Origin of the sequence: Flavobacterium sp. ZB4R12 (assembly GCF_048276375.1) — a bacterium.
Lineage (GTDB): Bacteria > Bacteroidota > Bacteroidia > Flavobacteriales > Flavobacteriaceae > Flavobacterium > Flavobacterium gawalongense.
This window is the reverse complement of sequence record NZ_JBLNKS010000004.1, coordinates 117,185-142,830: the sequence shown is the minus strand read 5'-3', so window position 1 is coordinate 142,830 and position 25,646 is coordinate 117,185. Positions and strand designations below refer to the sequence as shown.

Below are 25,646 nucleotides of genomic sequence, written 5' to 3'. Positions count from 1 at the left end.
TAAATGCTTGTCCACAATGTCACCTAGCAACAAAAAATAGCACACAGATTGTACAGATTAAACGGATTAGCACAGATTTTTTTATTATTTTTATTTAAAATTGGTGCTGATTTGTGTAATTCGTGGCGAAAAAAAATTTTAGGTATTATTACGGACAAGCATATAAATTTAAAAAAATGCCCTGAATTTTCACGAGGGCACTGAAAAAGTCCTTAAAGAATTAGATTTCATTAAAAGAGTAGAAAAATAAGATTTTCTACTCTTTTTTTCATCCTGAAAATGAAATACTTAAGCAAAACTCGAATTTTCCTTAATTGCCTTAAAATGTCTAATTACTAAAAAGAGATACTTTTTCAGTGGCCTCATTTTCACTCAGGGCATTTTCTATTTCTCTTTCTTCAACATTTCCTTATACATTTCAATATTCTCCCTGATTTTTTCATCCATTTCAGGTTCCTGAATATCAGTGTGTTTTTGCATTTCTTCCCAAATAATTTCGGCTACAATATAACGAGCCATTTCCTTATCGTCAGCAGGAATAATATACCAAGGCGCATATTCAGTAGATGTTTTATTAATTGCTTCTTCGTAACAATGCATATAATCACCCCAACGTTCTCTCTCTTTCAAATCACCAGTAGAGAATTTCCAGTTGTGCTTTTGTTCTTCCAGTCGGCGTAACAAGCGTTGCCTTTGCTCTTCTTTACTCATGTGCAAAAAGAATTTCAGCATGATAATTCCATTTTGAGTAATGTGCTTTTCAAAATTATTGATTTGTTCCATTCTATTTTCCCAAAACTGTGGCGTAATAGCGGAAACATTTTCAATTCCCGGCAAATTTTCATTCAGTATATATTCTGGATGTACACGTGTTACCAAAACATTTTCATAATGCGATCTGTTAAAAACCGTAAATTTTCCTTTTTCAGGCAAAACCAAATAATGCCTCCATAAATAATCATGTTCTAATTCACTTGGGTTAGGCGTTTTAAAACTATGTACCACGACACCGCGCGAATTAAATTCCTTAAAAACTTCCCGAATCAAACTATCCTTTCCTGATGTATCCATGCCTTGCAAACAAATCAAAACGCCATACCGATTGTGAGCATACATCACATCTTGTATTTCACTCAATTTCACTTGAACTTTATCTAATTTATCTTCCTTTTCATCATCACTGTTCCCATTAAATAGGTTAGTAGGAATGCTGGACAAATCAATTTTGCCAACCACTTTAAAATCATCTGGATTTATGGACTTCATAAGAAATAATTTATCTTTGTTAACTCAAATATAACAAATAATAAGGAGCATTTTCCAGCTATTCGTTTCAATTTTTTATTATTTTAAAGAAAAATAATAAAAAGATTTCCACTGCAAACGGAGTTTACTGAACTCCGATGAAAATAGAAATTAAGTGAAGTAATCTGGGCTAGGCACTCGTTTACAAAACAAATACAATGGAAAAATTCACACTCGAATTACTATTTCAAATCATCGGAATTGGTTCTGCTTCAGGACTCATTTACAAAGACAATACCCTTCTGATTATTGGGGACAACAGCGGTTTTCTTTATGAATATTATGTTGATTCCGGCGATTTAAAACGACATCCATTAATAGAAAATCCTTCTGAAAACATTCTTAAAAAAGAAAAACCAGATTTTGAGTCGATTACGCATTTCGGTGATAACCTGTATGTTTTTGGTTCCGGTTCCACCGAAAAAAGAAACAAAATGGTGCAAGTTAACTCCGAAAATAAAAAAGTAATTACCACAACTGATTTGGCTGACTTGTATTTAGTCATGCAAAGTTTCGGAAAAATAAAACCCGAAGATTTTAACATCGAAGGCGCAATTTATAATGGCGAAAGCTGGTTTTTATTCAATAGAGGAAACGGAAGCTCAAATAAAAACGTCCTTTTCACTATCGAAGGAGAAAATTTGATAAACGATTTCAATATTCTTTCAAACGAATATAAACTCCCTAAAATAATAGGAGTTCGCAGCAGTTTTACAGATGCGGTTTTAGTGGATAATAAAATTTATTTTTTGGCGACAGCCGAAGACACTCAATCCACTTATGATGACGGCGAAGTTTTAGGAAGTCTTATTGGTAGTATTAACCTGAAAACCATGGAAATCGATTTTACTGAAAAAATCAGTAGCACCCATAAGTTCGAAGGATTGACTTTATTCAAAAACTCCAATGAAAAAATCGAGTTCCTGCTCTGTGAAGACAAGGATACTGATGTATTAGAAACGGATATTTATAAATTAACATTAGATAAAAAATGAAAATGAACGACTTAAAAAATAAAAATGCCCTGATTACTGGCGCAGGGAAAGGAATTGGAAAAGCAGTTGCCATTGCTTTGGCAAAAGAAGGTGTAAATGTTATTTTATTGGCACGAACGCAAGCTGATTTAGATGAAGTAGCTCAAGAAGTAAATGCTTTGGGAGTAAAATCATTGGCATTAACCGCCGATGTTGCTGATATCAATTCTGTAAACTCAGCTGTTGAAAAAGCGTTAGACGATTTCAAAACCGTTGATATCTTAATCAATAATGCAGGAATTGCCGCTTTTGGAAATTTTTTAGAATTAGAGCCAGCTGCTTGGGAACGCATCATTCAGGTAAATTTAATGGGAACGTATTATGTAACACGTGCTGTTTTGCCTAATATGATTGAAAGACAAACAGGGGATATTATCAATATTTCCTCAACAGCAGGATTAAGCGGAAATGCTTTAACCAGTGCCTATAGCGCCTCAAAATTTGCCGTTTTAGGATTAACGGAATCGTTGATGCAAGAAGTGCGCAAACACAATATTCGAGTAACGGCTCTAACGCCAAGTACGGTTGCCACTGATATGGCCAAAGATTTAAAATTGACCGATGGAAATCCCGAAAAAGTAATGCAATCAGAAGATATGGCCGAATTAATCATCGCACAACTCAAATTAAACCGACGCGTTTTTATAAAAAACAGCAGTATTTGGTCTACGAATCCTTAAATTATTTACCGTTTTTTGAATCTTTAAAAATATTTTATTTACTTCTAAACCATTGAAATAAATTAAGAATATTAAGCACTTAATGATTAAGTCAAATACTTTTAGATCTTTTTTTGAATGAAGTAGAATTATAATTTTTTTTCTGCGTAAATCTGTAAAATCTGCGTGAAAATTGCACGCAGATTTTACAGATTTACGCAGATTTCAATCTAAAAAAGAATGAATCAAAACTATTATTTATATTTAGATAACCCGTTGGGTGCAATTATTCAAAACGTCAGTTCGAGTGTTTTTTGTGGAGTAAAACGGAACAAAAAATGTATCGAGAACCGTTTTTAATAATAATTTTCTAGTTCTCGATATAATTTTCTGATGAAAATCACTGAACTGACGAAAATTAAAATTAAAAACTAATTACACCCAACAGGTTATAATATAAAAATAAGTTTACTGTCTTTTTTGTGTACCGGCAAACGGAACACTAAAAAAAGAGACTTAACTAGTTAACCATATAAGAAATATAAGTTCATTTAAGTATTGACTTAAATGAACTTATATTTCTTATATGGTTAAAATTGTATTTAAACTATAGAATTACGAAATTCGTGTTTAATTTTTTTAAACTAAAACATTTACAAAATCCATTCGTACACTTCCATCTTCATCAATTTTTGTCAAATTAATTTCATGCAAGGTATTTACTAATTCTGGATTCCAAGGTGTTTTTACTTTCACGTAATTTTCAGTAAAACCGTGGATATACCCTTCTTTGTTTTCGCTTTCAAACAAAACTGTTCTATTGGTTCCTACCTGACTTTCATAAAAAGCACGACGTTTTTTAACAGACAAACCACGCAACATTTTGCTGCGTTTCGCACGAACATTAGCGGGAACAACACCTTCCATTGCTGCAGCTTCCGTATTATCACGTTCCGAATACGTAAAAACATGCAAATACGAAATATCCATATCATTCAAGAAATGATAAGTTTCCAAGAAATGTTCGTCAGTTTCACCAGGAAAACCAACAATCACATCCACACCAATACAAGCGTGTGGCATTACCTCCCGTATTTTATTCACTCTTTCGGTATATACTTCCCGTTGGTAACGACGCTTCATCAACTTCAGAATATCATTGCTTCCGGATTGCAACGGAATGTGAAAATGCGGTACAAAAATTCTGCTTTTCGACACAAATTCTATGGTTTCATTTTTCAATAAATTCGGTTCAATCGACGAAATTCGCAATCTTTCGATTCCTTCCACTTTGTCTAATTCCTGAACCAATTCCAAGAAAGTGTGTTCGTGTTTTTTATTTCCAAATTCCCCTTTACCATAATCTCCAATATTTACTCCAGTAAGAACAATTTCTTTAATATTTTGTCCCGAAATATCTTTAGCGTTTTTCAACACATTTTCGAGTTCATCACTTCGCGAAATTCCTCTCGCCAATGGAATCGTACAATAGGTACATTTATAATCACAACCATCCTGCACTTTCAAGAAAGCACGTGTTCTATCCCCAATCGAGTAACTACCCACATAAAAATCGGCTTCAGCAATTTCACAAGAATGCACTTCCCCAAAATCATTTTTAGACAAATCATTGATATAATCCGCCAATTTAAATTTTTCAGTTGCACCAAGAACTAAATCCACACCATCAACTGCCGCTAATTCTTCCGGTTTCAATTGTGCATAACAACCCACCGCCGCAACAAAGGCCTTATCATTCAATTTCATTGCTTTTCGCACCACTTGCTTGAATTGCTTATCTGCATTTTCCGTCACTGAACACGTATTAATAACATACATATCAGCCACTTCCTCAAAATCTACACGATCAAAACCCTCGTCTTGTAAATTACGAGCAATCGTAGAAGTTTCTGAAAAATTCAGTTTGCAACCAAGCGTATAAAAAGCAACTTTTTTTCTGTTTTCCATAATGGTAATCAACTACTTACATAATTTATTATTATATTTATATCCATGTAAGTATAGTTTGCAAATTTACAAAGAAAACCCTAGAAATAAAAAGATAAAATTTTGTAACTTTTTTTTTACAACAGTGACTAACCTTTAAACCATTTAAAACTTTATTTTATGAAAAAACAAACCTTATGCCTCTTTGTATTCCTAATCACTATTAGTAGTATGATGGCTCAAACCGAAACAAATCAAACAACAATTCCAGTTTTAGACAGAGAATTATTTTTTGGTAATCCCGAAATTTCTGGCGGACAATTAAGCCCAGATGGAAAATGGATTTCTTTTATGAAAGTATATGAAGGGATAATGAATATTTGGGTTAAAAAATTTGACGAACCTTTTGAAAAAGCACGTCCGCTTACCAATAGCAAACGTCCAATGTATGGCTATTTCTGGTCGAACGATGGCAAATATATCTTGTACGTAAAAGATGAAAATGGCGACGAAAACGTTAATGTCTTTGCCGTTGACCCAATGACAACAGCAGAAGTAAACACGGTTCCTGTTTCTAGAAATCTAACCCCCTTAAAAGAAATTACAGCACAAATAAACTTGGTTAGCAAGAAAAATCCAGATTTGATGATGGTTTCTTTAAATGATAGAGATAAGGCTTGGCACGATTTATACCAACTTAAAATTTCTACAGGCGAACTTACTAAAATATACGAAAACAAAGACAGGGTTACAGGTTATGACTTTGACTGGGAGGAAAATTTAAGAGTACTTTCTAAAACCGATAACAAAGGAACTACAACAATATTTAAAAAAGAAGGAGATAAACTCACTCAGATTTATGAAACATCAGTAACAGAACAAGCTTATATCGCCAGCTGGACACCTGACAACAAACAAGCCTATTTTGTAACCAATAAAGGGGATTTAAATCTTTCAACCCTGTTTTTAATGGATTTGGACACTCAAAAAATGACCAAAATAGAAAGTGATCCGAAAAACAGAGTCGATTTCGGAAATCTAAACGTTAGTGAATTAACCCGAAAATTAATTTCTACATCCTATACCGATGACAAAACCGTTTATAGATGGAAAGATAAAAAATGGAAAGAAAATTACAAATTCTTACAATCAAAATTTCCAGGTAGAGAAGTAGATTTTCAAAGCAAAACTAAAGACGAGAAGAAATTTTTGGTAGCAGTTTGGGGAGACAAATATGCGCCTGAAGTTTATTTTTTTAATTCAGAAACCAAAGAATTACTTTCACAATATGTACCAAGACCTGCTTTAAAAAAGGCTGAACAATATTTAGCTCCAATGAAATCGATTCGTTATAAAAGTAGCGATGGTTTAGAAATTACAGGATATTTAACTTTACCCGTTGGAAAAAGCAGTATGAATTTACCAACAGTAATTTTAGTTCATGGTGGACCAAAAGGACCAAGAGATACTTGGGGTTATGATGCCGAGGCACAATTTTTAGCCAATAGAGGATATGCCGTTCTACAACCTAACTTTAGAGCTAGTGGCGGTTATGGAAAAGAATTTTTAAATGCTGGTGATTTACAATGGGGGAAACTGATGCAGGACGATATTACTTGGGGTGTTAAGCGTTTAATTTCTGAAGGTATTGCAAATAAAGACAAAGTGGCTATTATGGGAGGAAGCTACGGAGGTTATGCTACTTTGGCTGGTTTAGCTTTTACTCCAGATTTATATGCATGTGGTATTGATATTGTTGGACCAAGTAATATCTTCACATTATTAGAGTCAATACCAGCTTATTGGGAATCTGGCAGAGCATTTTTATACGGAATGGTTGGTGATCCAAATACAGAAGAAGGTAAAAAAAGAATGCATGAAGCAAGCCCTTTATTTAGTGCCGATAAAATTGTAAAACCACTACTAATTATTCAGGGGGCAAACGACCCAAGAGTTAAAAAAGCAGAAGCAGATCAAATTGCTATAGCTTTGAGAGACAAAGGAAAACAAGTTTCCTATCTTTTAGCCGATGATGAGGGTCATGGATTTGCAAAACCGATAAACAGAATGGCAATGTATGCCGAAACCGAAAAATTCTTAGCAGGAGTTTTAGGTGGGCAATTTCAAGAAGAAATGCCTGAGAAAGTTGCAAAAAGATTAAAGGAAATTACTGTTGATATTAACATGGTAACTTACGAATCTAAAAAGGAATAAAATCTTTTAAATTAATCAGCAAGAAGGAGTTATTATTTGGTACAACTCCTTCTTCTTTTTAATTATACTAATCCAATTGCGTGTAGTTAAAATCAGGTCATTTAGTATAAGAAATTTTTAGTTTAAAATAAATCGGCGTACTACTTCAGCCACGCCATGATTATTATTTGAGGCAACAATAACATCTCCTTTATCTCTCAATTTCGGATCTACATTATCGACCCAAACACCCAATCCTGCATATTGGATCATCGTTAAATCATTACCCGCGTTTCCGACAGCTATAATTTCACTTTGAAGAATGTTCAGTTTTTCTGCCAAAAATTTTATACTGGCTCCTTTATCAATCCCATTTTGTGCTACTTCAAGAAAAAAGGGTTTTGACATACTTACACTAAGATGTGGCATGGCAATTTTCAAATCTTCCTCTACTTGTTTTAGATAACTTGGCTCTTCTAATAAAATACATTTTACAGCTGCGGATTTAACCTCATCTTTAAAACTAAGCACTTTATTATGTTCTAAACCTGTGATGTTTTTTTCAATTTCAATATATTCAGAATCAGTTTCGCTGACAATTTTCCCATCTAAATAAGTAATAATATGTGTTTTACTTTTTAAACTGTAATCGTATAAATCATGGATTTGTTCCTGAGTCAAGGTTTGCTCGAAAATGACTTTATCTTCTTTTAGATCCGTAATAACAGCTCCATTATAAGATATCATATACGAATTATGCAGTTGTAATTCTTTGGCATAAGCAGTCATTGCCGGTGTTGGCCTACCGGAAGCCAGAATAACATGCACACCCAATTCCTGTGCTTTAAGCAGCATTTCTTTATTCTCGTTTGAAATGGTATGGTCATCGGTTAACAAAGTGTCATCCATGTCCAAAACTAACATTTTATATTTCATTATATTTTTTATTGCGAATATCTTTAAATACTCATTCTGAATTCTTCAATAACTGGATTCACTTTTGCAAATTCCGTTTCCTGAACGAATAATTCTACTGCTAAATCTGAATTTCCAAAACCTCCCAATCGAGCTGATTGTATGTTGTTTTTTAAAACTGTATCAACTCCTATTGCTTCAATTCTCTGTTGTAACGCTAAAGCTAAAATTTCACTTCCCGAAAACACCTTCATTAATCCCATCTTATTGTATATTAAAATTATTTATTACCATTTTCTTCATCACCTTCCTGTTCCTCGAAATCATCTCCAGCTTCAGGTTCAAAATTTTCTTCCTCCTCAAAATCTTCTTCTCCGTCTTCGTCTTCCTCTTCTCCGTCTTCATCAATTTCGAATAGAAAAGGCTCCACCAACATTTTTTCTGCAAGGATTTCTATTCTTTCAGTTAGTTGTTCCGAAAAAATAATGCGTTGCGTTTTAGTAATACTATTCGAAATACGCATGATTTTAGTTTCATGACGCAATTTCAAAATTGGATCTGCATCATCCAGAATAAACATTTTTAGTCGGTTTACATTAAAACCTGCAGTAGTAAACATTTCACTTAATTTATTTGGAGTACCAATCAACACATCGATTCCGGTTGAAATATAATTCTTATCGTATTCCATATCCCCTTTGTCATGCACACCATACACACGCAAATCAGTATAATTTCCAAACTTTTCAAAAAGTTCTTCCATTTCCAATACTTTGGTTTTGTCTTCGACGATTATCAAAGCACGAGGCGATTCTTCTCCTTCACAAACCAATTGTTGAATTACATTCAGCACAATTGTGGTAGATTTCCCACTTGATTTTGGTGCAATAATAATACAATCCGAACCGCTTTTTAGTGTCGAAAAGGTTTCTTGTTGCATTGCATTGGCCTCGGTTAAACCGTTTTCAATGAGAGCCTGTTGTAACTTTTCGTTTATTTTTTTTAGTTTCATTTCTTATGATTGAAAGATTAAAAAATGAAAAGATTGAAAGATTAAAACAGATGCCAAATCTTTAAATCATTAAATTTTTAAATCATTAAATTAGTTTTATTTACTTGCGAATAACTTCACATCATTTTCGGAAATTTCGTTTCCGCCAAGGATAATCAAACGTTCTACCACATTTCGTAATTCACGGATGTTCCCTGTCCAATCGTAATCTTGTAATAAATGGATCGCTTCTTTTGAAAACTTTTTTATAGCATTTCCTTGCTCTGATGCAATTTTATCTGCAAAATACGAAATCAACATCGGAATATCATCTCGTCTATCATTCAATGATGGAACTTTTATCAAGATAACTGCCAAACGATGGTATAAATCCTCCCGAAAACGACCTTCGGCAATTTCTTTTTTCAAATCTTTATTAGTTGCCGCAACGACACGGACATCCACTTTGATGTCTTTGTCTGCTCCTACTCTGGTAATCATACTTTCTTGTAAAGCACGTAATACTTTGGCTTGCGCCGAAAGACTCATATCACCAATTTCATCCAAGAAAATTGTGCCTTTATCAGCTGCTTCAAATTTTCCTGCGCGGTCTTTTACCGCCGATGTAAAGGCGCCTTTTACGTGACCGAATAATTCGCTTTCTATCAATTCTGATGGAATAGCAGCACAATTCACCTCGATTAATGGGAAATTAGCTCTTTCGCTTCTTTCGTGTAATTGATGGGCAACGAGTTCTTTTCCGGTTCCGTTTGGCCCCGTGATTAAAACTCTGGCTTCAGTTTGTGCCACTTTGTCAATCATCAGTTTGATATGATTGATAGCTTCGCTTTCGCCAATCATTTCGTAGTTTTTACTGACTTTTTTCTTCAGAATTTTATTTTCAACTACGAGTTGTTTTTTGTCTAAAGCATTACGAACCGTATTCAATAATCGATTCAAATCTGGTGGTTTTGAGATATAATCAAATGCACCCAGACGCATCGTATTGATAGCGGTTTCCATATCCCCATGACCAGAAATCATAACCATAGGAATTTCAGGTTTGATTTTTTTGACTGCTTCCAAAACTTCGACACCATCCATTTTTGGCATTTTGATATCACACAAAACCAAATCGTAATCGTTATTTTTTATTTTTTCATAACCCGCAGCGCCGTCTTCGGCTTCTTCAACCTGATAGGTGTCATTTTCTTCGGTGAGTATTTTTGTGAGTACTCTACGAATAGCGGCCTCGTCTTCTATGATTAGTATTTTTGACATATTTTTATTTTTTAGCCCCGCTTATAGTGGAAATCCTTTTTATTTTTCTTTAAAAATAAAAAGATTGCAACGGAAAGCGGGAAATAGCTCCATAAATTAATTAAATTTTAACGGATACTGAAACAACCCAAGTTATTAATATTTCAACCATCGGTACAATTCGTTCCATGTTGGTTTTTTGCCGTACATGAGTATTCCTACTCGATATATTTTGGCGGCAAACCAAACCACTGAAAAGAAGGTACCGAATAATAATGTTACTGATATTGCAATTTGCCACAAAGGTACGCCAAACGGAATTCGCATCAGCATTACGATTGGGGAGGTAAGCGGAATCATTGAAAAGATAACGGCGATTGTCCCGTGCGGATCATTTATAACTGTAAAAAATCCTACATAAACACTCAACATTAATGGCATGATGATAGGTAACAGAAATTGTTGTGAGTCGGTTTGATTGTCGACTGCAGCCCCAATTGCCGCATAAAATGAACTGTACAGAAAATAGCCGCCTATGAAATAAATCACAAATCCAATCAAGATGCTTGCAATGGGTAAATTCCATAATTCCTTGATATACATTTGGGCGGTTCCTGCAAATTCTTGTTGGGCGGTATGCATTAATTCGGGTGAAATTCTGGCTGTTGGCCCCACATTTACGCCAAAAAACACCGAAGCAGCAAACATTAATGATAGTCCGATTATTGCCCAAATAAAGAATTGCAGCAATCCTGCTAATGCAGTTCCTATAATTTTTCCCATCATCAGTTGAAATGGTTTTACTGAGGAAATAATGATTTCTACAATTCGACTGGTTTTTTCTTCGATGACGCTGCGCATCACCATGTTTCCATAGATGATAATAAACATCATAATCAAATATCCAAAAGCTCCGCCAATGCCTATTTTGATTTCGTTAAGTCCTTTTACACTTTCTTCGCCTGATGCTTTTGTCAAACTAATATTCACTTTAGATTCTGCATTTTTAATAGCTAGTGTATCCAGATGTGCATTTACCAAATTGGTTTTGGTGAGTTTACTTGCAACTATATCCTGAATATTTTCAATAAATGAAATACTTGGGCTGTTATTCGAAATAAATTGGATTTTATTTTCAAAATCCTTCGTGCTGTTGGCTTTTGGGATATATAGCAATCCTTGATAACTTTCGTTTGCAATACTGTCTTTCAGGAATTTTAAATCTATTAAAGACAAATCAAGGTATTTGTACTCGCTTTTTACATCATTTTTAGAAGTAAATTCTTTGACAAACAAACCCGATTCATCATGGATGGCTATTCGTTTGGCATCGGCTTTCATAGAGCTTAAATAACCTACAAACGCTGCTATTCCCACAAATAGTAACGGACTTAAAAAAGTCATAACAATAAAAGATTTATTACGCACCTTGGCAATAAATTCTCTTTTTATGATTAATGAAATGATGCTCATTTTTTAGACTGCTTAGATTTTTAGATTACTTAGATTATTTAGAACAATTAGATTAGAAGATTACAAAAAAGCCTAACAATCTAAGAAGTCTAACAATCTATTGTGTTACTGTTTGGATGAAAATATCATTTACACTTGGTATTTTTTCTACAAAGTGCGTTACTTGTCCACGTTGTGTAAGGATATTCAACAACTCATTTGGCGTGGCATTTCCTAGTTGAATTTCCAGTTTTAATTCGTTGTTCAGTGATTTAAAATTAGCCGGTCCGACAGTGAATTTTTGTGTAATAGCATACATCAAACCTTCTACATTATCCGATAAAATGCCCACTTCAAAACTATTGGCTTTAAATTGTCTTTTGACATCGTCCAGTTTTCCTTCAATCAGTTTATTCGATTTATGGATCAGCGCAATATGATCACATAATTCTTCTACACTTTCCATGCGGTGTGTCGAGAAAATTATAGTAGCTCCTTCTTCTCTTAACGCCAGAATTTCATCTTTGATAATAGTAGCATTTACAGGATCAAAACCCGAAAATGGTTCGTCAAAGATCAACAGTTTTGGTTTGTGCAAAACACAAACTACAAACTGAATTTTCTGTGCCATTCCTTTAGAAAGTTCCTGAATTTTCTTGTTCCACCACCCTTGAATTTCTAATCTATCAAACCAATATTCGAGTTGTTTCTTGGCTTCAGCCTTAGAAAGTCCTTTCATTTGAGCCAAATACAAGCATTGCTCTCCTACTTTCATAGTGTTGTACAATCCTCTTTCTTCGGGTAAATAACCTATGTATTGAACATGTTTGGGTTGCAGTTTTTCACCGTCCAGAATAATTTCGCCACTATCAGGTAAAGTAATTTGATTTATTATTCGGATAAGTGATGTTTTTCCTGCTCCATTTGGACCTAAAAGCCCGTAGATACTCCCTTTAGGAACAGTTAATGAAACTTCGTTAAGCGCCACATAATCACCGTATTGCTTCACGACTTTATTAACTTCAAGTATGTTACTCATGCTCATTTTTTAATTTGTGTAAAAGTAAATAATTAGTACCGAAATACTTAGAATTGTTTCATAAAAAACCCATCCTTATTTTAACAAGGATGGGGATTATATTTCTTAATCAGACGCGATAAATCGCATCTCTACGTGTTTTATTATGAAAACATATCTTTTACTTTCTCGAAAAATGATTTGTCTGATTTTTCAGGATTTGGAATAAAATTCTCATCGGTAAGATTTTTTTCAAAAAACTGTTTTTGGTCTTTGTTTAGTATTTTCGGTGTCCAAACATTAACATGTACCAGTAAATCTCCGTTACCATATCCGTTTAAACTCGGAATTCCTTTTCCTTTAAGTCTTAGAATTTTACCCGACTGAATTCCTTCTTCCAGTTTAATTCTGACTTTTCCGTTTATGGCTTCAATATCTTTTGAAATTCCTAATACTGCTTCAGCAAAACTGATGTATAAATCATAATGCAAATTCTCCCCTTCACGTTTCAAAAATTCATGCTCAATCTCTTCAATAGCTACAATTAAATCTCCTGGAATACTATTCCCCGGAGCATCATTCCCTTTATTGGAAACTTTTAATTGCATTCCGTCAACTACACCTGCAGGTATTTTTATTGAAACGGTTTCGTCTTCAAGAATCATCCCTTGTGAATCCGAATTTGCTGGTTTTTTATCTAAAATTTGACCTGAACCACTACAAGTTGGACAAGTTGAAGCGGATTGCATTCTACCTAAAATCGTATTGGTAACACGCATTACCTGTCCTTGACCATTACAGGTAGAACATGTTTTATAAGCAACTCCAGGTGCTTGAACCTTACGTTTTACTTTTACTTTTTTCTCTACTCCATTAGCAATTTCTTCCAATGTCAATTTTACTTTGATACGAAGGTTGCTTCCTTTAGCACGACGAACTCCGCCGCCTCCGCCACCTCCGAAACCACCAAAACCGCCTCCGAAAATATCACCAAACTGACTGAAAATATCATCCATATTCATTCCGCCGTGACCGCCTCCACCAAAACCGCCTGAACCATCAAAAGCTTGATGACCGTATTGATCGTATTTGGCTTTTTTCTGAGGATCACTTAGTATTTCGTATGCCTCGGCTGCTAATTTAAATTTTTCTTCTGCCGATTTGTCTCCAGGATTTTTGTCAGGATGATGTGCTATTGCTTGTTTTCTATATGCTTTTTTAATTTCGGCTGCATCAGCATTTTTTGAAATGCCTAATATTTCGTAAAAATCTTTTTTCATTTTTAATTTTTTATGAAACAGACACGTGATAAATCGCGTAACTGCCCTATATTAAGACGCGGTAGATTGCTTCTTTCCTAAACTTAAGACATGATAAATCGCGTCTTTATTGTCCAATAACAACTTTTGGAAAACGAATGATTTTGTCTCCCAATTTGTATCCTTTTTCAAGAACATCAACAATTTTACCTTTCATCTTGGCTGACGGCGCAGGAATTTGAGTTATTGCTTCGGCAAAATCCGCATCAAAAGGATCTCCAGCTTTAACCTCAACTTGTTCTAATCCTTTAGAAACTAATGTGTTTTTTAATTTCTCATGAATAAGCTCCACCCCTTTCAATAAAATTTCATCTTCGGATTTGCTTATTTCCACAATAGCTCTGTCAAAATCATCTAAAACAGGCAACATAGCAAGTAAAACTTCTTGATTTGCTGTTTTAAACAACTCAATACGTTCTTTAGAAGTTCTTCGTTTGTAATTTTCAAATTCAGCAAATAATCGTAAATACTTATCTTTTTCTTTGGCTAAGTCTTGAGTTAATTGCTCTTCAACACTTAATTCCTCAATAATAAGCTGCTCACCATTCGCATTTTTTTCTAATGTTACTTCGTCTATTTCTTGATCGATTTCTGTATTTTCAGTAGTCATATTACTTGTATTTTTAAAAAAATTCTTAAACATCGTTTTTATTCTTTTCTTTGGATTGCAAAAGTACTGCCAAATCTTATAAAATGTCAAATTGTCATCTTAATATTGAAACACTCTTTTATTTTTAATTAATTACAACAAAATAATTTTAATGCGTCGCGCTAAAAATTTAATATAATTTTAAGACTATCTCGATATAGATTACATAAATTTGTTAATGTTTTTTTGAAGAAAACACAAAAGGTTGCCCACTAAAAAATTATTAATTCATATTACCCTATATTAAAAAAAGCTTCGTTTTATAAAACGAAGCTTTTTTTATGTTTTAAATCTCACTTTATGAAAGTGCGTTTTTAAGACCTCCAAAATCCAGCAAAACCTGTTCTCCTGTCACTAAATTTTTAAGCGAAAAAGAATTAGAATCCATTTCTTGCTCCCCTACAATTACAGCAAAAGGAATTCCTCGTTTATCCGCATGTTGAAACTGTTTGGCCACCTTCGCATTATCCGGGTACAATTCAACTTTTATTCCGGAAGCTCTTAATTTTTGTATGGCTTGCAATCCATAAAAAGCTTCTGTGTCACCATAATTAATAAACAACGCTTTGGAAGTTGCCGTTACGGTTTCAGGAAATAAATTCAATTCTTCGATAACCAAATAGATTCGGTCCAATCCAAAAGAAATTCCAACACCGCTCATGTTTTTGAGCCCAAAAATTCCAGTCAAATCATCATATCTTCCACCGCCGCCAATAGATCCCATGGCAACTGATTTTGGCGGAGCCACTTCAAAAATAGCTCCTGTATAATAATTTAAACCTCTCGCCAGTGTCACATCCAAATCTAAAATGGAAGTGTTTAATCCAAGTTTCATTACGTTATCACAAATGAAACGCAACTCTTCTACGCCTTTCATTCCTTCACTGGATTCAGCAAGCAAAACAGAAAGTTGGTTTATTTTCTCCGAAATGGTTCCGATAAAATTAAATAGCGGTTGTACTTTTAGAATGGCTTCTTCAGAAATGCCTTTCTCTATCATTTCCTTTTTCACACCATCCTCTCCTATTTTATCTAGTTTGTCCAACGCAACAGTGAAATCTATTAATTTATCTGACGCGCCAATTACCTCGGCAATACCCGAAAGAATCTTTCTGTTATTAATTTTGATAGTTACTCCACTCAATCCCAAAGCCGTAAAAACAGTATCATATAATTGCACCAACTCTACTTCCTGCCATAAGGATTTAGAACCCACCACATCAGCATCACATTGAAAAAACTCTCTGAAACGTCCTTTTTGTGGACGGTCAGCTCTCCATACGGGTTGAATTTGGTATCTTTTGAATGGAAATTCAATTTCGTTTTGATGTTGTACTACATAACGAGCAAACGGAACAGTTAAATCATAACGCAAGGCTTTTTCAGAAATACTTGGCGTCAATTTAGTACTGTCTTTATTTTCTAAATGAGTTGCATTGGCTTTCGCCAAATAATCTCCGGAATTTAATATTTTGAAAATCAATCGATCGCCTTCTTCTCCGTATTTTCCCATTAAGGTTTCGGAATTTTCGAATGAAGGCGTTTCTATAGGTTGGAAACCAAATTTCTCGAAATTACTTTTTATAATCTGAATGATATATTGACGTTTTGCCACCTCAGTTGGTGAAAAATCTCTAGTCCCTTTTGGAATGCTCGGTTTTGATGCCATTTTTTGATTATTGGATTTTTAGATTTTCAGATTTAGGAATTGTTGAAAAATTCCAAATTCTGATTCTTTGCAAATATCTTATTTTTAAAATAAATCTGTTTACAAATTCCCGCATTTTATTGCATAATGACTAGCCCACAGTGAAGCGAAAATATAGAAGTAAAAAATAATATTGTTTTTACTGACAGATTGTAGTGAAAAGCTGGAAATAGATCCAAGGAAAAAGAGATTGGAATAAATTAGAATTTTTGAAAAGAAAACTTGTAACAAAAATTGTATTTTCGTGTCAAACTCGTATGATGCTAAAATTATTCAAAGAAAATATCCGAATTGCCTTTGGTTCTATCAGAACACAATTGTTACGAACCATACTTACAGTGCTGATTATTGCGATTGGAATTACCGCTTTAGTCGGAATCCTAACCGTTGTTTCTGCTTTAGAAAATACTATTTCATCTGATTTTGCTTCGATGGGAGCCAATACTTTTAATATCAATCAGTATGAAAACGAAATAAGAAATCGCGGTGGACAGGAACGTGAAATTATAAATCCAATCATTTCCTATCCCGAAGCTGTTGCTTTCCAAAATAAATTCAACTATCCTTTTACCGAAACCTCAGTTTCTTTTACGGCAACTTCTACTGCCGAAGTGAAATATGAAGCCACAGAAACCGATCCCGAAATTAGCATCTTAGGTGTTGATCAGCATTTTATTACTAATTCCGGTTTAGAAACCAATTTGGGACGAAATTTTACCGGATTTGATATCGACAACAATTCTTATGTTTGTGTTGTGGGGTCTGATTTTGAAAAAGGATTGTTGAAAGATGTGAATCCTATTGATAAAACAATTTCTATTCGTGGCGCTAAATTTAAAGTTATCGGCGTACTGAAAGAAAAGGGATCAACCTTTGGAAACAGCCAGGATTTAAGAGTTTTAATTCCCATTCAGGTAGCTCGTTCCTTGTTTACGACACCTAACATCAATTACACGATGAGCGTTATGGTTGCCAAAAAAGAATTATTGGATCAGGCGATTGACAACGCAACAAGCACTATGCGCAGAGTTCGTAAATTAAGTCCTGTGAAAGACAATAATTTTGGAGTCGTCCGTAGTGATGACTTGATCAATAGAATCCTTGGAATTACTAAATATCTTGGACTTGCATCCTGGCTTATTGGTATTATCACCGTTCTTGGTTCTTCGATCGCTTTGATGAATATCATGATTGTTTCGGTAACGGAACGCACTAGAGAAATTGGAGTTCGAAAAGCCTTGGGAGCCAAAAAAACTACGATTGCTTTTCAGTTTTTCATAGAAACATTACTTATCGGCCAATTAGGCGGATTGGTCGGAATTATTTTTGGAATCTTAATTGGATTTGGAGTCGCTACCGCAATGAGTTTTGTGTTTGTAATTCCGTGGGGCGCTATTATGGCAGCTTTTATTACAAGTTTTATCGTGGCAATCGTTTCTGGTTTGTATCCCGCGGTAAAAGCAGCTAGACTTGATCCTATTGAAGCGTTGCGATACGAGTAGTTCGCAGTAGTCAGTCTCTAAAACTTAAAAAAAAGTAATCAGCGATTCGTTTTCAATTTATAAATACTGAATACTTAGAACTGATCACTTCCTTTAATCATCCTGTCATTTCCGTAAATATCTTTTCGTAATTCGATAGTTGCGAAATTTAGTTTTTCGAGTAAATCAACCATCTCTTTGCCTAAATACTGATTGATTTCAAAATACAATTGTCCGTTTGGCAAAAGATTTTTTTGAGCCAATTCAGCTATTTTTTTATAAAAAATCAAGGCATCATTATCTTCGACAAAAAGAGCCAAATGCGGTTCATTGTCCAAAACATTTTTCTTGATTTCCTCTTTTTCTAGATTCCGAACATAAGGAGGATTGGAAACGATAATATCAAATTGCTGTTGCAAATCCTCGGTTCCAAGAATATTTTGATTGACAAAAGTAACATTCACTTCGTTGATTGCTGCATTTTTTTTGGCTGTAGCCAAAGCCTTTTCGGAAACATCAATTGCATACACTTGGGCATTGGGGAGATTTTTCGCCAATGAAATAGCAATGCAGCCGCTTCCGGTTCCAATATCTAAAATCTTTAAATTTTTAAATTTTTCAATCTTTAAATTACTTTTAATAATCCATTCGACTAATTCTTCCGTTTCCGGTCTTGGAATCAAAACGTTTTCATTGACTTCAAAATCTAACCCATAAAAACTGGTTTTCCCCAACAAGTATTGAATTGGAATTTCCTGTTGCAATGGTTCCAAAATAGAATTCCAAACCGCAATTTCCTCTTCCGAAAAAACCAAATCAGGATGCAACGCCAAGTCAATTCTTTTTAATTGATGTTTCTCCTCTAAAATTAGATAGAAAAAACTCTCGGCTTCACCCGCATCATAAATCGGAGTGAGTTCTTCAATAAATTGGGTTCTGTATTCTTTTATTTTCATTTTAATAGGATCTGGATTGTCTGAATTAATGCTGTCAATTCATAACTCATAATTCAAAACTTATAACTCTTTCAACATCCAAACGGGACAACTTGTATGACCGGTGCTTCCCATTGGAGAACAAATATATTCGAAACCTACTTTTTTGTATAATTTCTGGGCATCATGCATAAATGGCATGGTTTCCAAGTAACATTTTTCAAAACCAAAATCCTTTGCACTCTGCAAACACTTAGCCATCATTTTACTGCCAATTCCAAGGCCTCGAGTTTCCGGAAGGAAATACATTTTTTGCAATTCACAAATAGTTTCGGCTTCGTTTTCAAGTGGAGCAACGCCGGCAGAACCAATGATTTTCCCGTTTTTCTCAACAACATAATAAACTGATTTAGGTTTATTATACTCTTCAAACATTAAATCCAAATAAGGATCTTCATAGGCAGTTCCTACTTTTGGGATGTTCAATTCATCAAAAACGGCTCGTATTAGTTGTGCAACTGCTTGATTGTCTTCTTTTTTTATTTTTCTAATGCTATAATCTTCCATTTTCTTTCAGAAACTAATTTTACATACAAAAGTAGAAATTGTTTATTGTTATTTTCGAAAGTTTCAAAACTAATCCTGAAGTTTCGGGGCTAAACTCAAAAATAACTACTTTTGTGTTGTGAAAACACATGAAAAATATATAAAACGATGCATCCAGTTAGCCAAAAATGGTTTAGGAACAACCTATCCCAATCCTTTGGTGGGCAGTGTAATTGTTTATGAAGACCAAATAATTGGCGAAGGCTGGCATAAAAAAGCAGGAGAACCACATGCCGAAGTAAACGCCATAAATTCAGTAAAAGACAAATCGCTGTTGAAAAAAGCGACTATTTATGTGAGTTTAGAGCCCTGCAGTCATTTTGGAAAAACACCTCCTTGCTGTGATTTGATTATAAAAAATGGAATCCCAAATGTAGTTATCGGAACTGTTGACCCTAACGAGAAAGTGGCGGGGAATGGCATCAAAAAATTACTTGAAGCCGGAATACATGTTACGGTTGGGATTCTTGAAACGGAATGTAACGAACTGAACAAACGCTTTTTTACTTTCCACGAAAAGAAAAGACCTTATATTATTCTAAAATGGGCCGAAAGTCAGGATGGTTTTATCGCACCCGATGAGACGCTTCGTAATCCCGAAGCTTCAGGACAGAATGACAATGAAAAAAAACCGTTCTGGATTACAAATTCCTATTCGAGACAGTTGGTACATAAATGGCGAACCGAGGAGCAAGCTATTCTGGTAGGAACCCAAACCGTTATTGATGACAATCCAAAACTAAATGCACGGGATTGGTCTGGAAAAAATCCAATCCGATTGATTATAGACCAAAATAATCGGATTCCGGAAGACAGTCACATATTTGACAAACAGGTTAAAACTATCCTATTTTCGAAATCGAAAACAACAATTGAAAAAGAAAACACTATCTTTGAAGTAATTGATTTTGAACAAAACATAGCAAAACAAATAATAAAAGCGCTGTATCAACATCAAATTCAATCCGTAATTATTGAAGGCGGACGACAAACAGTACAGACTTTTATTGATGCCAATCTTTGGGACGAAGCAAGAATCTTTGTTGGAAACGTTCAATTTACTGCAGGTACAAAAGCCCCAATACTAGATAAAAAACCGTTCGAAAAATATTCGATTAGCAATGATGAACTTATAATTTCTAGAAACCATGATTAATGCCATTATTTTTGATTTTGGGGATATTTTTATCAATTTAGATAAACAAGCCACTATGGATGCCTTAGAAAAACTAGGCTTATCTGAGTGGAATAAAGACTTAGATCATTTGAATATTCAATTTGAAACAGGTCAAATCTCACGTGAAAATTTCCTTCTCGGCATTCAAAAGCACGTTCCAAATGCTTCTATAAAAGAAATTTTAGCCGCATGGAATGCCATTCTTCTTGATTTCCCATTGTACCGGCTTGAATTTCTTCAAATGCTTTCCAAAAAATACCGATTGTTTCTCTTGTCCAATACTGATTCCATTCACATAGAAACTTTCGAACAAAAAAACGGAATTTCATTTTACAGTGATTTTTATCAATGTTTTGAGAAAGTATATTTTTCGTTTGAAGTGGAAATGAGAAAACCAAACCCAGAAATTTTCAATTACTTGGCAAACAAGCATGATTTAGCTCCAAAGCGTACTTTATTTATTGACGATAAAAAAGAAAATACGGATGCTGCACTTGCATTAGGATTTCAAGTTTGGAATTTACAAGTTGGAAAAGAAGATGTCGTCAATTTATTTGACAAAAAAATAATTTAGAACCTTTTGGAATTTAAAGACACGTACAATACCATTGAATTTCCCTCTTCAGAAATACTATTCAAAGAAAAAAACAGCAAATTCTTTGGTTATGCTTACCCTATTCAATCTGAAGATGAAGTAAAACCCATCATTGATAGTTTAAAAAAACAACATCCCAATGCAGGGCATTTTTGTTACGCCTATCAATTAGGAACTGACACAATAACCTACAGAGCTAATGACGACGGAGAACCAAGCAACAGCGCTGGAATGCCAATTTATGGACAAATTCAGTCGTTTTCTATCACCAATGTATTAATAGTAGTGGTTCGGATTTTTGGTGGCGTGAAATTAGGTGTTGGCGGATTGATATCCGCTTATAAAACGACCGCACAAATGGTTCTTGAAACTTGTGAGATAGTCGAAAAAACCATAAATATTCATTATTCAATCACATTTGATTATAAAAACATGAATAAAGTAATGCGAGTAATTAAGGAGAAAAGATTGGAAATTGTGACTCAAAAAATGGAAATAAACGAAGATTCAGGACTTCCTATTGGCAAAATAGAGCTGAAAACCCGAAAAAAAAATGCCGAAATGGTGTTCGACATTTTTAATCTGATGTTTGAAATCGATATAAAACGACTCTAATTTTTACTCAAAATTGCTGTTTTTATAATTTATTCTATCGTTTTTAACAAATCTAAAATATAATCTGGAGGAGCTGTTGGACGACCCGTTTTTAAGGACACAAAAACCAAAATAAATTGGGCAGTTGTTAATAACTCATCAGATTCATTATAAATAACACAATCAAATTCTATCTTCACTGAACTCTGACTTTTGAAAGTAGTATGAACGGTAAGCAACTCATCATAACGAGCCGATTTTTTATAATTTATATTCATAGAAACAATCGGCAACGCGATACCACTTTCTTCCATTCTTTTATATGAAATCCCTTTGTTTCTAAGCCATTCCACCCTACCTATCTCAAAATAGGGAACGTAATTACCATGATAAACTACTCCCATTTGGTCTGTTTCTGAGTATCGTACCCTAACGTCTATTTTATGATCTTTCATTAATTATGTATTAAAAATTTAAAATTTAAAAAGTTACTTACAACAATAATTTGTAAAATTATTACCCAATATATTTTTTTTTACAGAAATTTGTTCACATATTTGTTACCCCGAAAAACAATAAAATTTCACTCTTTTTTTAGTAAGATAATAATTACCGAATAAAAATAATTTAACAGAATATATGAACAAAACTGCTCAATCAGTATGGGAAAACTGTTTGTCTTTTATAAAAGACAACATTCAGGATCAAGCTTACAAAACTTGGTTCGAACCAATCAAATCAGTTGAGCTAACCGACAATGCATTATATATTCAAGTTCCAAGTAAATTTTTCTACGAATGGCTAGAAGAACACTATGTAAAATTATTAAAAGTGGCACTTACCAAAGAACTCGGAAAAAACGCAAAGTTACTCTATAAAATCAGAATGGAAAACACTTATGGCAACAAACAACCGTTTACGGAACAATTGCCAAGTGCTAATAGAGTTCCTATGAAGCCACAAGAAGTTGATGCTCCATTTAAAAACTTAAACCCGGAATTAAAAAATCCATTTGTAATTCCAGGAATTCGTAATTTAAAAATTGAATCTCAACTTAACGCAAATTACAGTTTTGACAATTTTCTTGAAGGAGACTCCAATAGATTAGCTCGTTCTGCTGGTATGGCTGTTGCCAATAAACCTGGTGGAACTTCATTTAATCCATTATTAATTTTTGGAGGAGTTGGTCTTGGCAAAACACACTTAGCGCATGCTATTGGTGTGGAAATAAAAGATAAATATCCCGAAAAAACTGTTTTATATATTTCGGCAGAGATTTTCACTCAACAATATATTGACTCGGTAAAAAAAAATAACCGAAATGATTTCATCCACTTCTATCAATTAATTGATGTTTTAATTATTGATGATGTTCAATTCCTTTCTGGAAAATCAGGAACTCAGGATGTATTTTTCCATATTTTCAATTATTTGCATCAAAATGGCAAACAGGTTATCTTAACTTCGGATAAGGCTCCAGTTGACATGCAAGATATTGAACAAAGATTGTTATCTCGTTTCAAATGGGGATTGTCTGCAGAATTGCACCAACCGGATTATGAAACCAGAATTTCAATACTTAAAAACATATTGTATAGAGACGGTGTAGAAATACCTGAAGAAATAATTGAATATGTAGCCCGTAACATCAAATCGAATGTAAGAGAATTGGAAGGAGCTATTATTTCCTTGATTGCACAATCGTCTTTTAATAAAAAAGAAGTTACTTTAGAACTTGCTAAAAGTGTTGTTGAAAAATTTGTGAAAAATGTAAAAAGAGAAATTTCTATCGATTACATTCAAAAAATTGTTTCTGATTATTTCCAATTGGATTTAGAAACACTTCAATCAAAAACTCGAAAGAGGCATGTTGTACAAGCGAGGCAATTAGCAATGTTTTTTGCTAAAAAATTTACAAAAGCATCTTTGGCGAACATTGGTTCACAAATTGGAGACAGAGATCACGCTACAGTATTACACGCATGCAAAACCGTTGACAATTTAGTTGCTACCGACAAACAATTCAAAAAATTTGTTGAAGATATCAATAAAAAATTAACGCTATAAAAAGCATCATGTCCATAAAAATTTTAATGGTTTGTTTAGGAAATATTTGTCGGTCTCCCTTGGCCGAAGGCATATTAGCTTCAAAACTCCCTAAAAATAAATTTGCAGTTGATTCTGCAGGAACAGGTTCTTGGCACATTGGACATTCGCCTGATGTTCGTTCTATTGCGGTTGCAAAAAACAATAAAATAAATATTTCAAATCAAAAAGGGCGACAATTTAGCAAATCTGATTTTGACTCTTATGATTATATTTTTGTGATGGATAATTCTAATTATGAGAACGTAATTGAGCTAGCTGAAACTCAAGATCAAAAAGAAAAAGTACAACTTATTTTGAATGAATTATTTCCAAATGAAAATGTAGATGTACCAGATCCTTATTTTGGTTTACCCAACGGATTTGAAATAGTTTACAATATGCTTGACGAAGTTTGTGAACTAATTGCAAAAAAATTAATAGCAAAACACCAATAAACTTTCGGTTAAAATTTATTTTCGAGGAACTTATTGTTCATTAAAAAAAGTAATTCTATTCCTTACAAGTAAAATTTAGCGCACAATTTACTTTAGAAACATAAAATCACACCAATGAAACCAACCCCTTTTTTAGGAAAACTCTATTTAATACCAACTACATTGGGAGATAGTGATCCTATGGATGTCTTACCACAAACCATAAAAAGAAGTATTGATTTTATTGATTATTACATCGTTGAAAACGAAAAAACAGCACGAAAATCCATCAAAGGTGTTAATCCTGAAAAGAAACAATCGGAACTGAACCTTTTTGTTTTAAACAAACATACTGAAACCAAAGAACATTTAGACTTCATAAAACCTTTATTAGAAGGAAAAAATATGGGCTTAATGAGCGAAGCAGGTTGTCCTGGCGTTGCTGATCCCGGCGCAGTAATTGTAAAGCTGGCACATGAAAAAGGAATACAAGTTGTACCTCTAGTAGGCCCTTCTTCAATCCTTTTGGCGATGATGGCTTCAGGAATGAACGGGCAAAGTTTTACTTTCAACGGCTATTTACCAATTGAAAAAGGCGAAAAGAAAACGGCTCTGAAAAACCTGGAAAAACTATCTCAGGACAAAAACCAATCTCAAATTTTTATAGAAACACCTTATAGAAATAATAAAATGTTAGAGGATATTTTACAGGCTTTAAATCCCGCAACATATCTTTGTATAGCAACGGATATTACTTTGCCAACAGAATATATCAAAACTATGCGAGCTTCTGATTGGAAAAAAACACAAGTGGATTTGCACAACCGCCCTACTATTTTTATAATTCATAAAATGTAGCATCCTGATTTTTGAATTTAAAATCAGAACAAAATAGCTTTGGTATTAGATTAAAAAAACTTCCGCTTATAATAGGTAATTTAAAAAAACCAGAAAAAATTCTTTCTAACTATAGTCTTACCTCCTTTTGCCAACAGATTAAAATAGTAAGTGAATTTACAAAATGTTGATTGTTGAAAAATTATTTTTTCATTGAACAAAAAATCACAGTTCTCCCTTTTATTTATGGTTACAAGTGGATTTTCTTGCTAAAAACAGGCACAAAACTCCACTCATATTAACTTTATTTATAGAAAAAATTAACTGCATCACTTTGAAAAAAACACTAATTTTACTAGTGCCCAATATCCTTTTTTGATTTAAAATTCAAAAAAACAAAACCTCTAATGTTTTAAACTATTATGATTTAAATAACCTACAAAAAAAAC

Annotated in this window: 24 protein-coding genes; 10 read left to right on the top strand and 14 right to left on the bottom strand. The window is 33.8% G+C overall.

What is annotated here, in order from left to right; genetic code table 11:
* Positions 1-384: 384 nt before the first annotated feature.
* Positions 385-1,266 carry a PPK2 family polyphosphate kinase gene (locus ACNO7W_RS04240; protein WP_417937145.1) on the bottom strand — a complete coding sequence of 294 codons (882 nt, stop codon included), beginning with the start codon at positions 1,264-1,266 and terminating at the stop codon, positions 385-387.
* 197 nt (positions 1,267-1,463) lie between these two features.
* Here ACNO7W_RS04240 and ACNO7W_RS04235 point away from each other — a divergent pair, with 197 nt between their 5' ends.
* The gene (locus tag ACNO7W_RS04235; protein ID WP_417937144.1) at positions 1,464-2,300 is read left to right on the top strand and encodes a DUF6929 family protein; all 837 of its coding nucleotides are present in this window, start codon (positions 1,464-1,466) and stop codon (positions 2,298-2,300) included.
* A gap of 2 nt (positions 2,301-2,302) precedes the next feature.
* Positions 2,303-3,019 (top strand): 3-ketoacyl-ACP reductase, encoded by a 717-nt coding sequence (locus ACNO7W_RS04230; RefSeq protein WP_143388465.1) that lies wholly within the window; start codon positions 2,303-2,305, stop codon positions 3,017-3,019.
* Positions 3,020-3,637: 618 nt separating this feature from the next.
* Here ACNO7W_RS04230 and mtaB read toward each other — a convergent pair.
* Entirely contained in the window at positions 3,638-4,966 is a 1,329-nt protein-coding gene (mtaB, locus tag ACNO7W_RS04225) for a tRNA (N(6)-L-threonylcarbamoyladenosine(37)-C(2))-methylthiotransferase MtaB (protein ID WP_417937143.1), read from the bottom strand.
* 159 nt (positions 4,967-5,125) lie between these two features.
* Here mtaB and ACNO7W_RS04220 point away from each other — a divergent pair, with 159 nt between their 5' ends.
* A complete protein-coding gene (locus ACNO7W_RS04220) occupies positions 5,126-7,159 on the top strand; it encodes an alpha/beta fold hydrolase (RefSeq protein ID WP_417937142.1) in 2,034 nt (677 codons plus the stop codon).
* A 117-nt stretch (positions 7,160-7,276) separates the two neighbouring features.
* Here ACNO7W_RS04220 and ACNO7W_RS04215 read toward each other — a convergent pair whose 3' ends face one another.
* From ACNO7W_RS04215 to hisS, 9 genes are all read right to left on the bottom strand, one after another.
* Complete coding sequence (locus tag ACNO7W_RS04215) at positions 7,277-8,074, bottom strand: Cof-type HAD-IIB family hydrolase (protein ID WP_314896499.1); 798 nt, start codon at positions 8,072-8,074, stop codon at positions 7,277-7,279.
* A 23-nt stretch (positions 8,075-8,097) separates the two neighbouring features.
* On the bottom strand, positions 8,098-8,316 hold the full coding sequence (locus tag ACNO7W_RS04210) for a DUF2007 domain-containing protein (RefSeq protein ID WP_035670567.1): 219 nt from the start codon (positions 8,314-8,316) through the stop codon (positions 8,098-8,100).
* Between the two features lie 17 nt (positions 8,317-8,333).
* Positions 8,334-9,065 carry a DEAD/DEAH box helicase gene (locus ACNO7W_RS04205; RefSeq protein ID WP_417937141.1) on the bottom strand — a complete coding sequence of 244 codons (732 nt, stop codon included), beginning with the start codon at positions 9,063-9,065 and terminating at the stop codon, positions 8,334-8,336.
* A 96-nt stretch (positions 9,066-9,161) separates the two neighbouring features.
* Positions 9,162-10,325, bottom strand: coding sequence for a sigma-54-dependent transcriptional regulator (locus tag ACNO7W_RS04200; RefSeq protein ID WP_417937140.1), 1,164 nt, complete (start codon positions 10,323-10,325; stop codon positions 9,162-9,164).
* A gap of 135 nt (positions 10,326-10,460) precedes the next feature.
* Positions 10,461-11,777 (bottom strand): ABC transporter permease, encoded by a 1,317-nt coding sequence (locus ACNO7W_RS04195; RefSeq protein ID WP_417937139.1) that lies wholly within the window; start codon positions 11,775-11,777, stop codon positions 10,461-10,463.
* A gap of 97 nt (positions 11,778-11,874) precedes the next feature.
* On the bottom strand, positions 11,875-12,795 hold the full coding sequence (locus ACNO7W_RS04190) for an ABC transporter ATP-binding protein (protein ID WP_143388456.1): 921 nt from the start codon (positions 12,793-12,795) through the stop codon (positions 11,875-11,877).
* A gap of 143 nt (positions 12,796-12,938) precedes the next feature.
* The gene (gene dnaJ / locus ACNO7W_RS04185; protein WP_417937138.1) at positions 12,939-14,054 is read right to left on the bottom strand and encodes a molecular chaperone DnaJ; all 1,116 of its coding nucleotides are present in this window, start codon (positions 14,052-14,054) and stop codon (positions 12,939-12,941) included.
* Between the two features lie 106 nt (positions 14,055-14,160).
* Complete coding sequence (locus tag ACNO7W_RS04180) at positions 14,161-14,736, bottom strand: nucleotide exchange factor GrpE (RefSeq protein ID WP_143388454.1); 576 nt, start codon at positions 14,734-14,736, stop codon at positions 14,161-14,163.
* A 304-nt stretch (positions 14,737-15,040) separates the two neighbouring features.
* Positions 15,041-16,411, bottom strand: a complete 1,371-nt coding sequence (gene hisS / locus ACNO7W_RS04175) for a histidine--tRNA ligase (protein WP_417937137.1) — start codon at positions 16,409-16,411, stop codon at positions 15,041-15,043.
* A 296-nt stretch (positions 16,412-16,707) separates the two neighbouring features.
* On the opposite strand from hisS, the gene ACNO7W_RS04170 reads away from it, so the two are divergent.
* A complete protein-coding gene (locus ACNO7W_RS04170; protein WP_417937203.1) occupies positions 16,708-17,952 on the top strand; it encodes an ABC transporter permease in 1,245 nt (414 codons plus the stop codon).
* Positions 17,953-18,026: 74 nt separating this feature from the next.
* Here the strand turns inward: ACNO7W_RS04170 and prmC are convergent, their stop codons facing one another.
* Both prmC and ACNO7W_RS04160 read right to left on the bottom strand, forming a co-directional pair.
* A complete protein-coding gene (gene prmC / locus ACNO7W_RS04165; protein ID WP_143388452.1) occupies positions 18,027-18,887 on the bottom strand; it encodes a peptide chain release factor N(5)-glutamine methyltransferase in 861 nt (286 codons plus the stop codon).
* 60 nt (positions 18,888-18,947) lie between these two features.
* On the bottom strand, positions 18,948-19,433 hold the full coding sequence (locus ACNO7W_RS04160) for a GNAT family N-acetyltransferase (protein ID WP_417937136.1): 486 nt from the start codon (positions 19,431-19,433) through the stop codon (positions 18,948-18,950).
* 118 nt (positions 19,434-19,551) lie between these two features.
* Between ACNO7W_RS04160 and ribD the strand changes: the two genes are divergently transcribed.
* Genes ribD through ACNO7W_RS04145 form a run of 3 tightly spaced genes read left to right on the top strand, consistent with a single transcriptional unit; the run spans position 19,552 to position 21,859 of the window.
* Positions 19,552-20,628, top strand: a complete 1,077-nt coding sequence (gene ribD / locus ACNO7W_RS04155) for a bifunctional diaminohydroxyphosphoribosylaminopyrimidine deaminase/5-amino-6-(5-phosphoribosylamino)uracil reductase RibD (RefSeq protein ID WP_417937135.1) — start codon at positions 19,552-19,554, stop codon at positions 20,626-20,628.
* On the top strand, positions 20,621-21,223 hold the full coding sequence (locus ACNO7W_RS04150) for an HAD family hydrolase (RefSeq protein WP_417937134.1): 603 nt from the start codon (positions 20,621-20,623) through the stop codon (positions 21,221-21,223). Before ribD ends, ACNO7W_RS04150 begins: the two co-directional genes overlap by 8 nt.
* Positions 21,224-21,229: 6 nt before the next feature.
* The gene (locus ACNO7W_RS04145; RefSeq protein WP_417937133.1) at positions 21,230-21,859 is read left to right on the top strand and encodes an IMPACT family protein; all 630 of its coding nucleotides are present in this window, start codon (positions 21,230-21,232) and stop codon (positions 21,857-21,859) included.
* Positions 21,860-21,888: 29 nt separating this feature from the next.
* On the opposite strand, the gene ACNO7W_RS04140 is transcribed toward ACNO7W_RS04145, so the two are convergent.
* Positions 21,889-22,293 carry an acyl-CoA thioesterase gene (locus tag ACNO7W_RS04140; protein ID WP_417937132.1) on the bottom strand — a complete coding sequence of 135 codons (405 nt, stop codon included), beginning with the start codon at positions 22,291-22,293 and terminating at the stop codon, positions 21,889-21,891.
* A gap of 184 nt (positions 22,294-22,477) precedes the next feature.
* Here ACNO7W_RS04140 and dnaA point away from each other — a divergent pair, with 184 nt between their 5' ends.
* The 3 genes from dnaA to ACNO7W_RS04125 all read left to right on the top strand — a co-directional run bounded on the left by dnaA (position 22,478) and on the right by ACNO7W_RS04125 (position 25,218).
* Positions 22,478-23,905, top strand: a complete 1,428-nt coding sequence (dnaA, locus tag ACNO7W_RS04135; protein ID WP_035674283.1) for a chromosomal replication initiator protein DnaA — start codon at positions 22,478-22,480, stop codon at positions 23,903-23,905.
* 8 nt (positions 23,906-23,913) lie between these two features.
* Positions 23,914-24,381: a low molecular weight protein-tyrosine-phosphatase gene (locus ACNO7W_RS04130; protein WP_417937131.1), complete on the top strand. Its 468-nt coding sequence runs from the start codon at positions 23,914-23,916 to the stop codon at positions 24,379-24,381.
* A gap of 114 nt (positions 24,382-24,495) precedes the next feature.
* Positions 24,496-25,218: an SAM-dependent methyltransferase gene (locus tag ACNO7W_RS04125; RefSeq protein WP_143388445.1), complete on the top strand. Its 723-nt coding sequence runs from the start codon at positions 24,496-24,498 to the stop codon at positions 25,216-25,218.
* Positions 25,219-25,646: the final 428 nt, after the last annotated feature.

Excerpts from the sequence above, each read along its gene's own strand:
- ACNO7W_RS04215 (WP_314896499.1), bottom strand. The coding sequence starts at position 8,074 with ATGAAATATAAAATGTTAGTTTTGGACATGGATGACACTTTGTTAACC.
- ACNO7W_RS04240 (WP_417937145.1), bottom strand. The coding sequence starts at position 1,266 with ATGAAGTCCATAAATCCAGATGATTTTAAAGTGGTTGGCAAAATTGAT.
- hisS (WP_417937137.1), bottom strand. The coding sequence starts at position 16,411 with ATGGCATCAAAACCGAGCATTCCAAAAGGGACTAGAGATTTTTCACCA.
- prmC (WP_143388452.1), bottom strand. The coding sequence starts at position 18,887 with ATGAAAATAAAAGAATACAGAACCCAATTTATTGAAGAACTCACTCCG.
- ACNO7W_RS04235 (WP_417937144.1), top strand. The coding sequence starts at position 1,464 with ATGGAAAAATTCACACTCGAATTACTATTTCAAATCATCGGAATTGGT.
- ACNO7W_RS04205 (WP_417937141.1), bottom strand. The coding sequence starts at position 9,065 with ATGAAACTAAAAAAAATAAACGAAAAGTTACAACAGGCTCTCATTGAA.
- ACNO7W_RS04170 (WP_417937203.1), top strand. The coding sequence starts at position 16,708 with ATGATGCTAAAATTATTCAAAGAAAATATCCGAATTGCCTTTGGTTCT.
- ACNO7W_RS04190 (WP_143388456.1), bottom strand. The coding sequence starts at position 12,795 with ATGAGTAACATACTTGAAGTTAATAAAGTCGTGAAGCAATACGGTGAT.
- ACNO7W_RS04195 (WP_417937139.1), bottom strand. The coding sequence starts at position 11,777 with ATGAGCATCATTTCATTAATCATAAAAAGAGAATTTATTGCCAAGGTG.
- ACNO7W_RS04210 (WP_035670567.1), bottom strand. The coding sequence starts at position 8,316 with ATGGGATTAATGAAGGTGTTTTCGGGAAGTGAAATTTTAGCTTTAGCG.
- ACNO7W_RS04220 (WP_417937142.1), top strand. The coding sequence starts at position 5,126 with ATGAAAAAACAAACCTTATGCCTCTTTGTATTCCTAATCACTATTAGT.
- ACNO7W_RS04180 (WP_143388454.1), bottom strand. The coding sequence starts at position 14,736 with ATGTTTAAGAATTTTTTTAAAAATACAAGTAATATGACTACTGAAAAT.
- ACNO7W_RS04160 (WP_417937136.1), bottom strand. The coding sequence starts at position 19,433 with ATGGAAGATTATAGCATTAGAAAAATAAAAAAAGAAGACAATCAAGCA.
- dnaJ (WP_417937138.1), bottom strand. The coding sequence starts at position 14,054 with ATGAAAAAAGATTTTTACGAAATATTAGGCATTTCAAAAAATGCTGAT.
- ACNO7W_RS04130 (WP_417937131.1), top strand. The coding sequence starts at position 23,914 with ATGTCCATAAAAATTTTAATGGTTTGTTTAGGAAATATTTGTCGGTCT.
- ACNO7W_RS04125 (WP_143388445.1), top strand. The coding sequence starts at position 24,496 with ATGAAACCAACCCCTTTTTTAGGAAAACTCTATTTAATACCAACTACA.
- dnaA (WP_035674283.1), top strand. The coding sequence starts at position 22,478 with ATGAACAAAACTGCTCAATCAGTATGGGAAAACTGTTTGTCTTTTATA.
- ACNO7W_RS04150 (WP_417937134.1), top strand. The coding sequence starts at position 20,621 with ATGATTAATGCCATTATTTTTGATTTTGGGGATATTTTTATCAATTTA.
- ACNO7W_RS04230 (WP_143388465.1), top strand. The coding sequence starts at position 2,303 with ATGAACGACTTAAAAAATAAAAATGCCCTGATTACTGGCGCAGGGAAA.
- ACNO7W_RS04200 (WP_417937140.1), bottom strand. The coding sequence starts at position 10,325 with ATGTCAAAAATACTAATCATAGAAGACGAGGCCGCTATTCGTAGAGTA.
- mtaB (WP_417937143.1), bottom strand. The coding sequence starts at position 4,966 with ATGGAAAACAGAAAAAAAGTTGCTTTTTATACGCTTGGTTGCAAACTG.
- ACNO7W_RS04140 (WP_417937132.1), bottom strand. The coding sequence starts at position 22,293 with ATGAAAGATCATAAAATAGACGTTAGGGTACGATACTCAGAAACAGAC.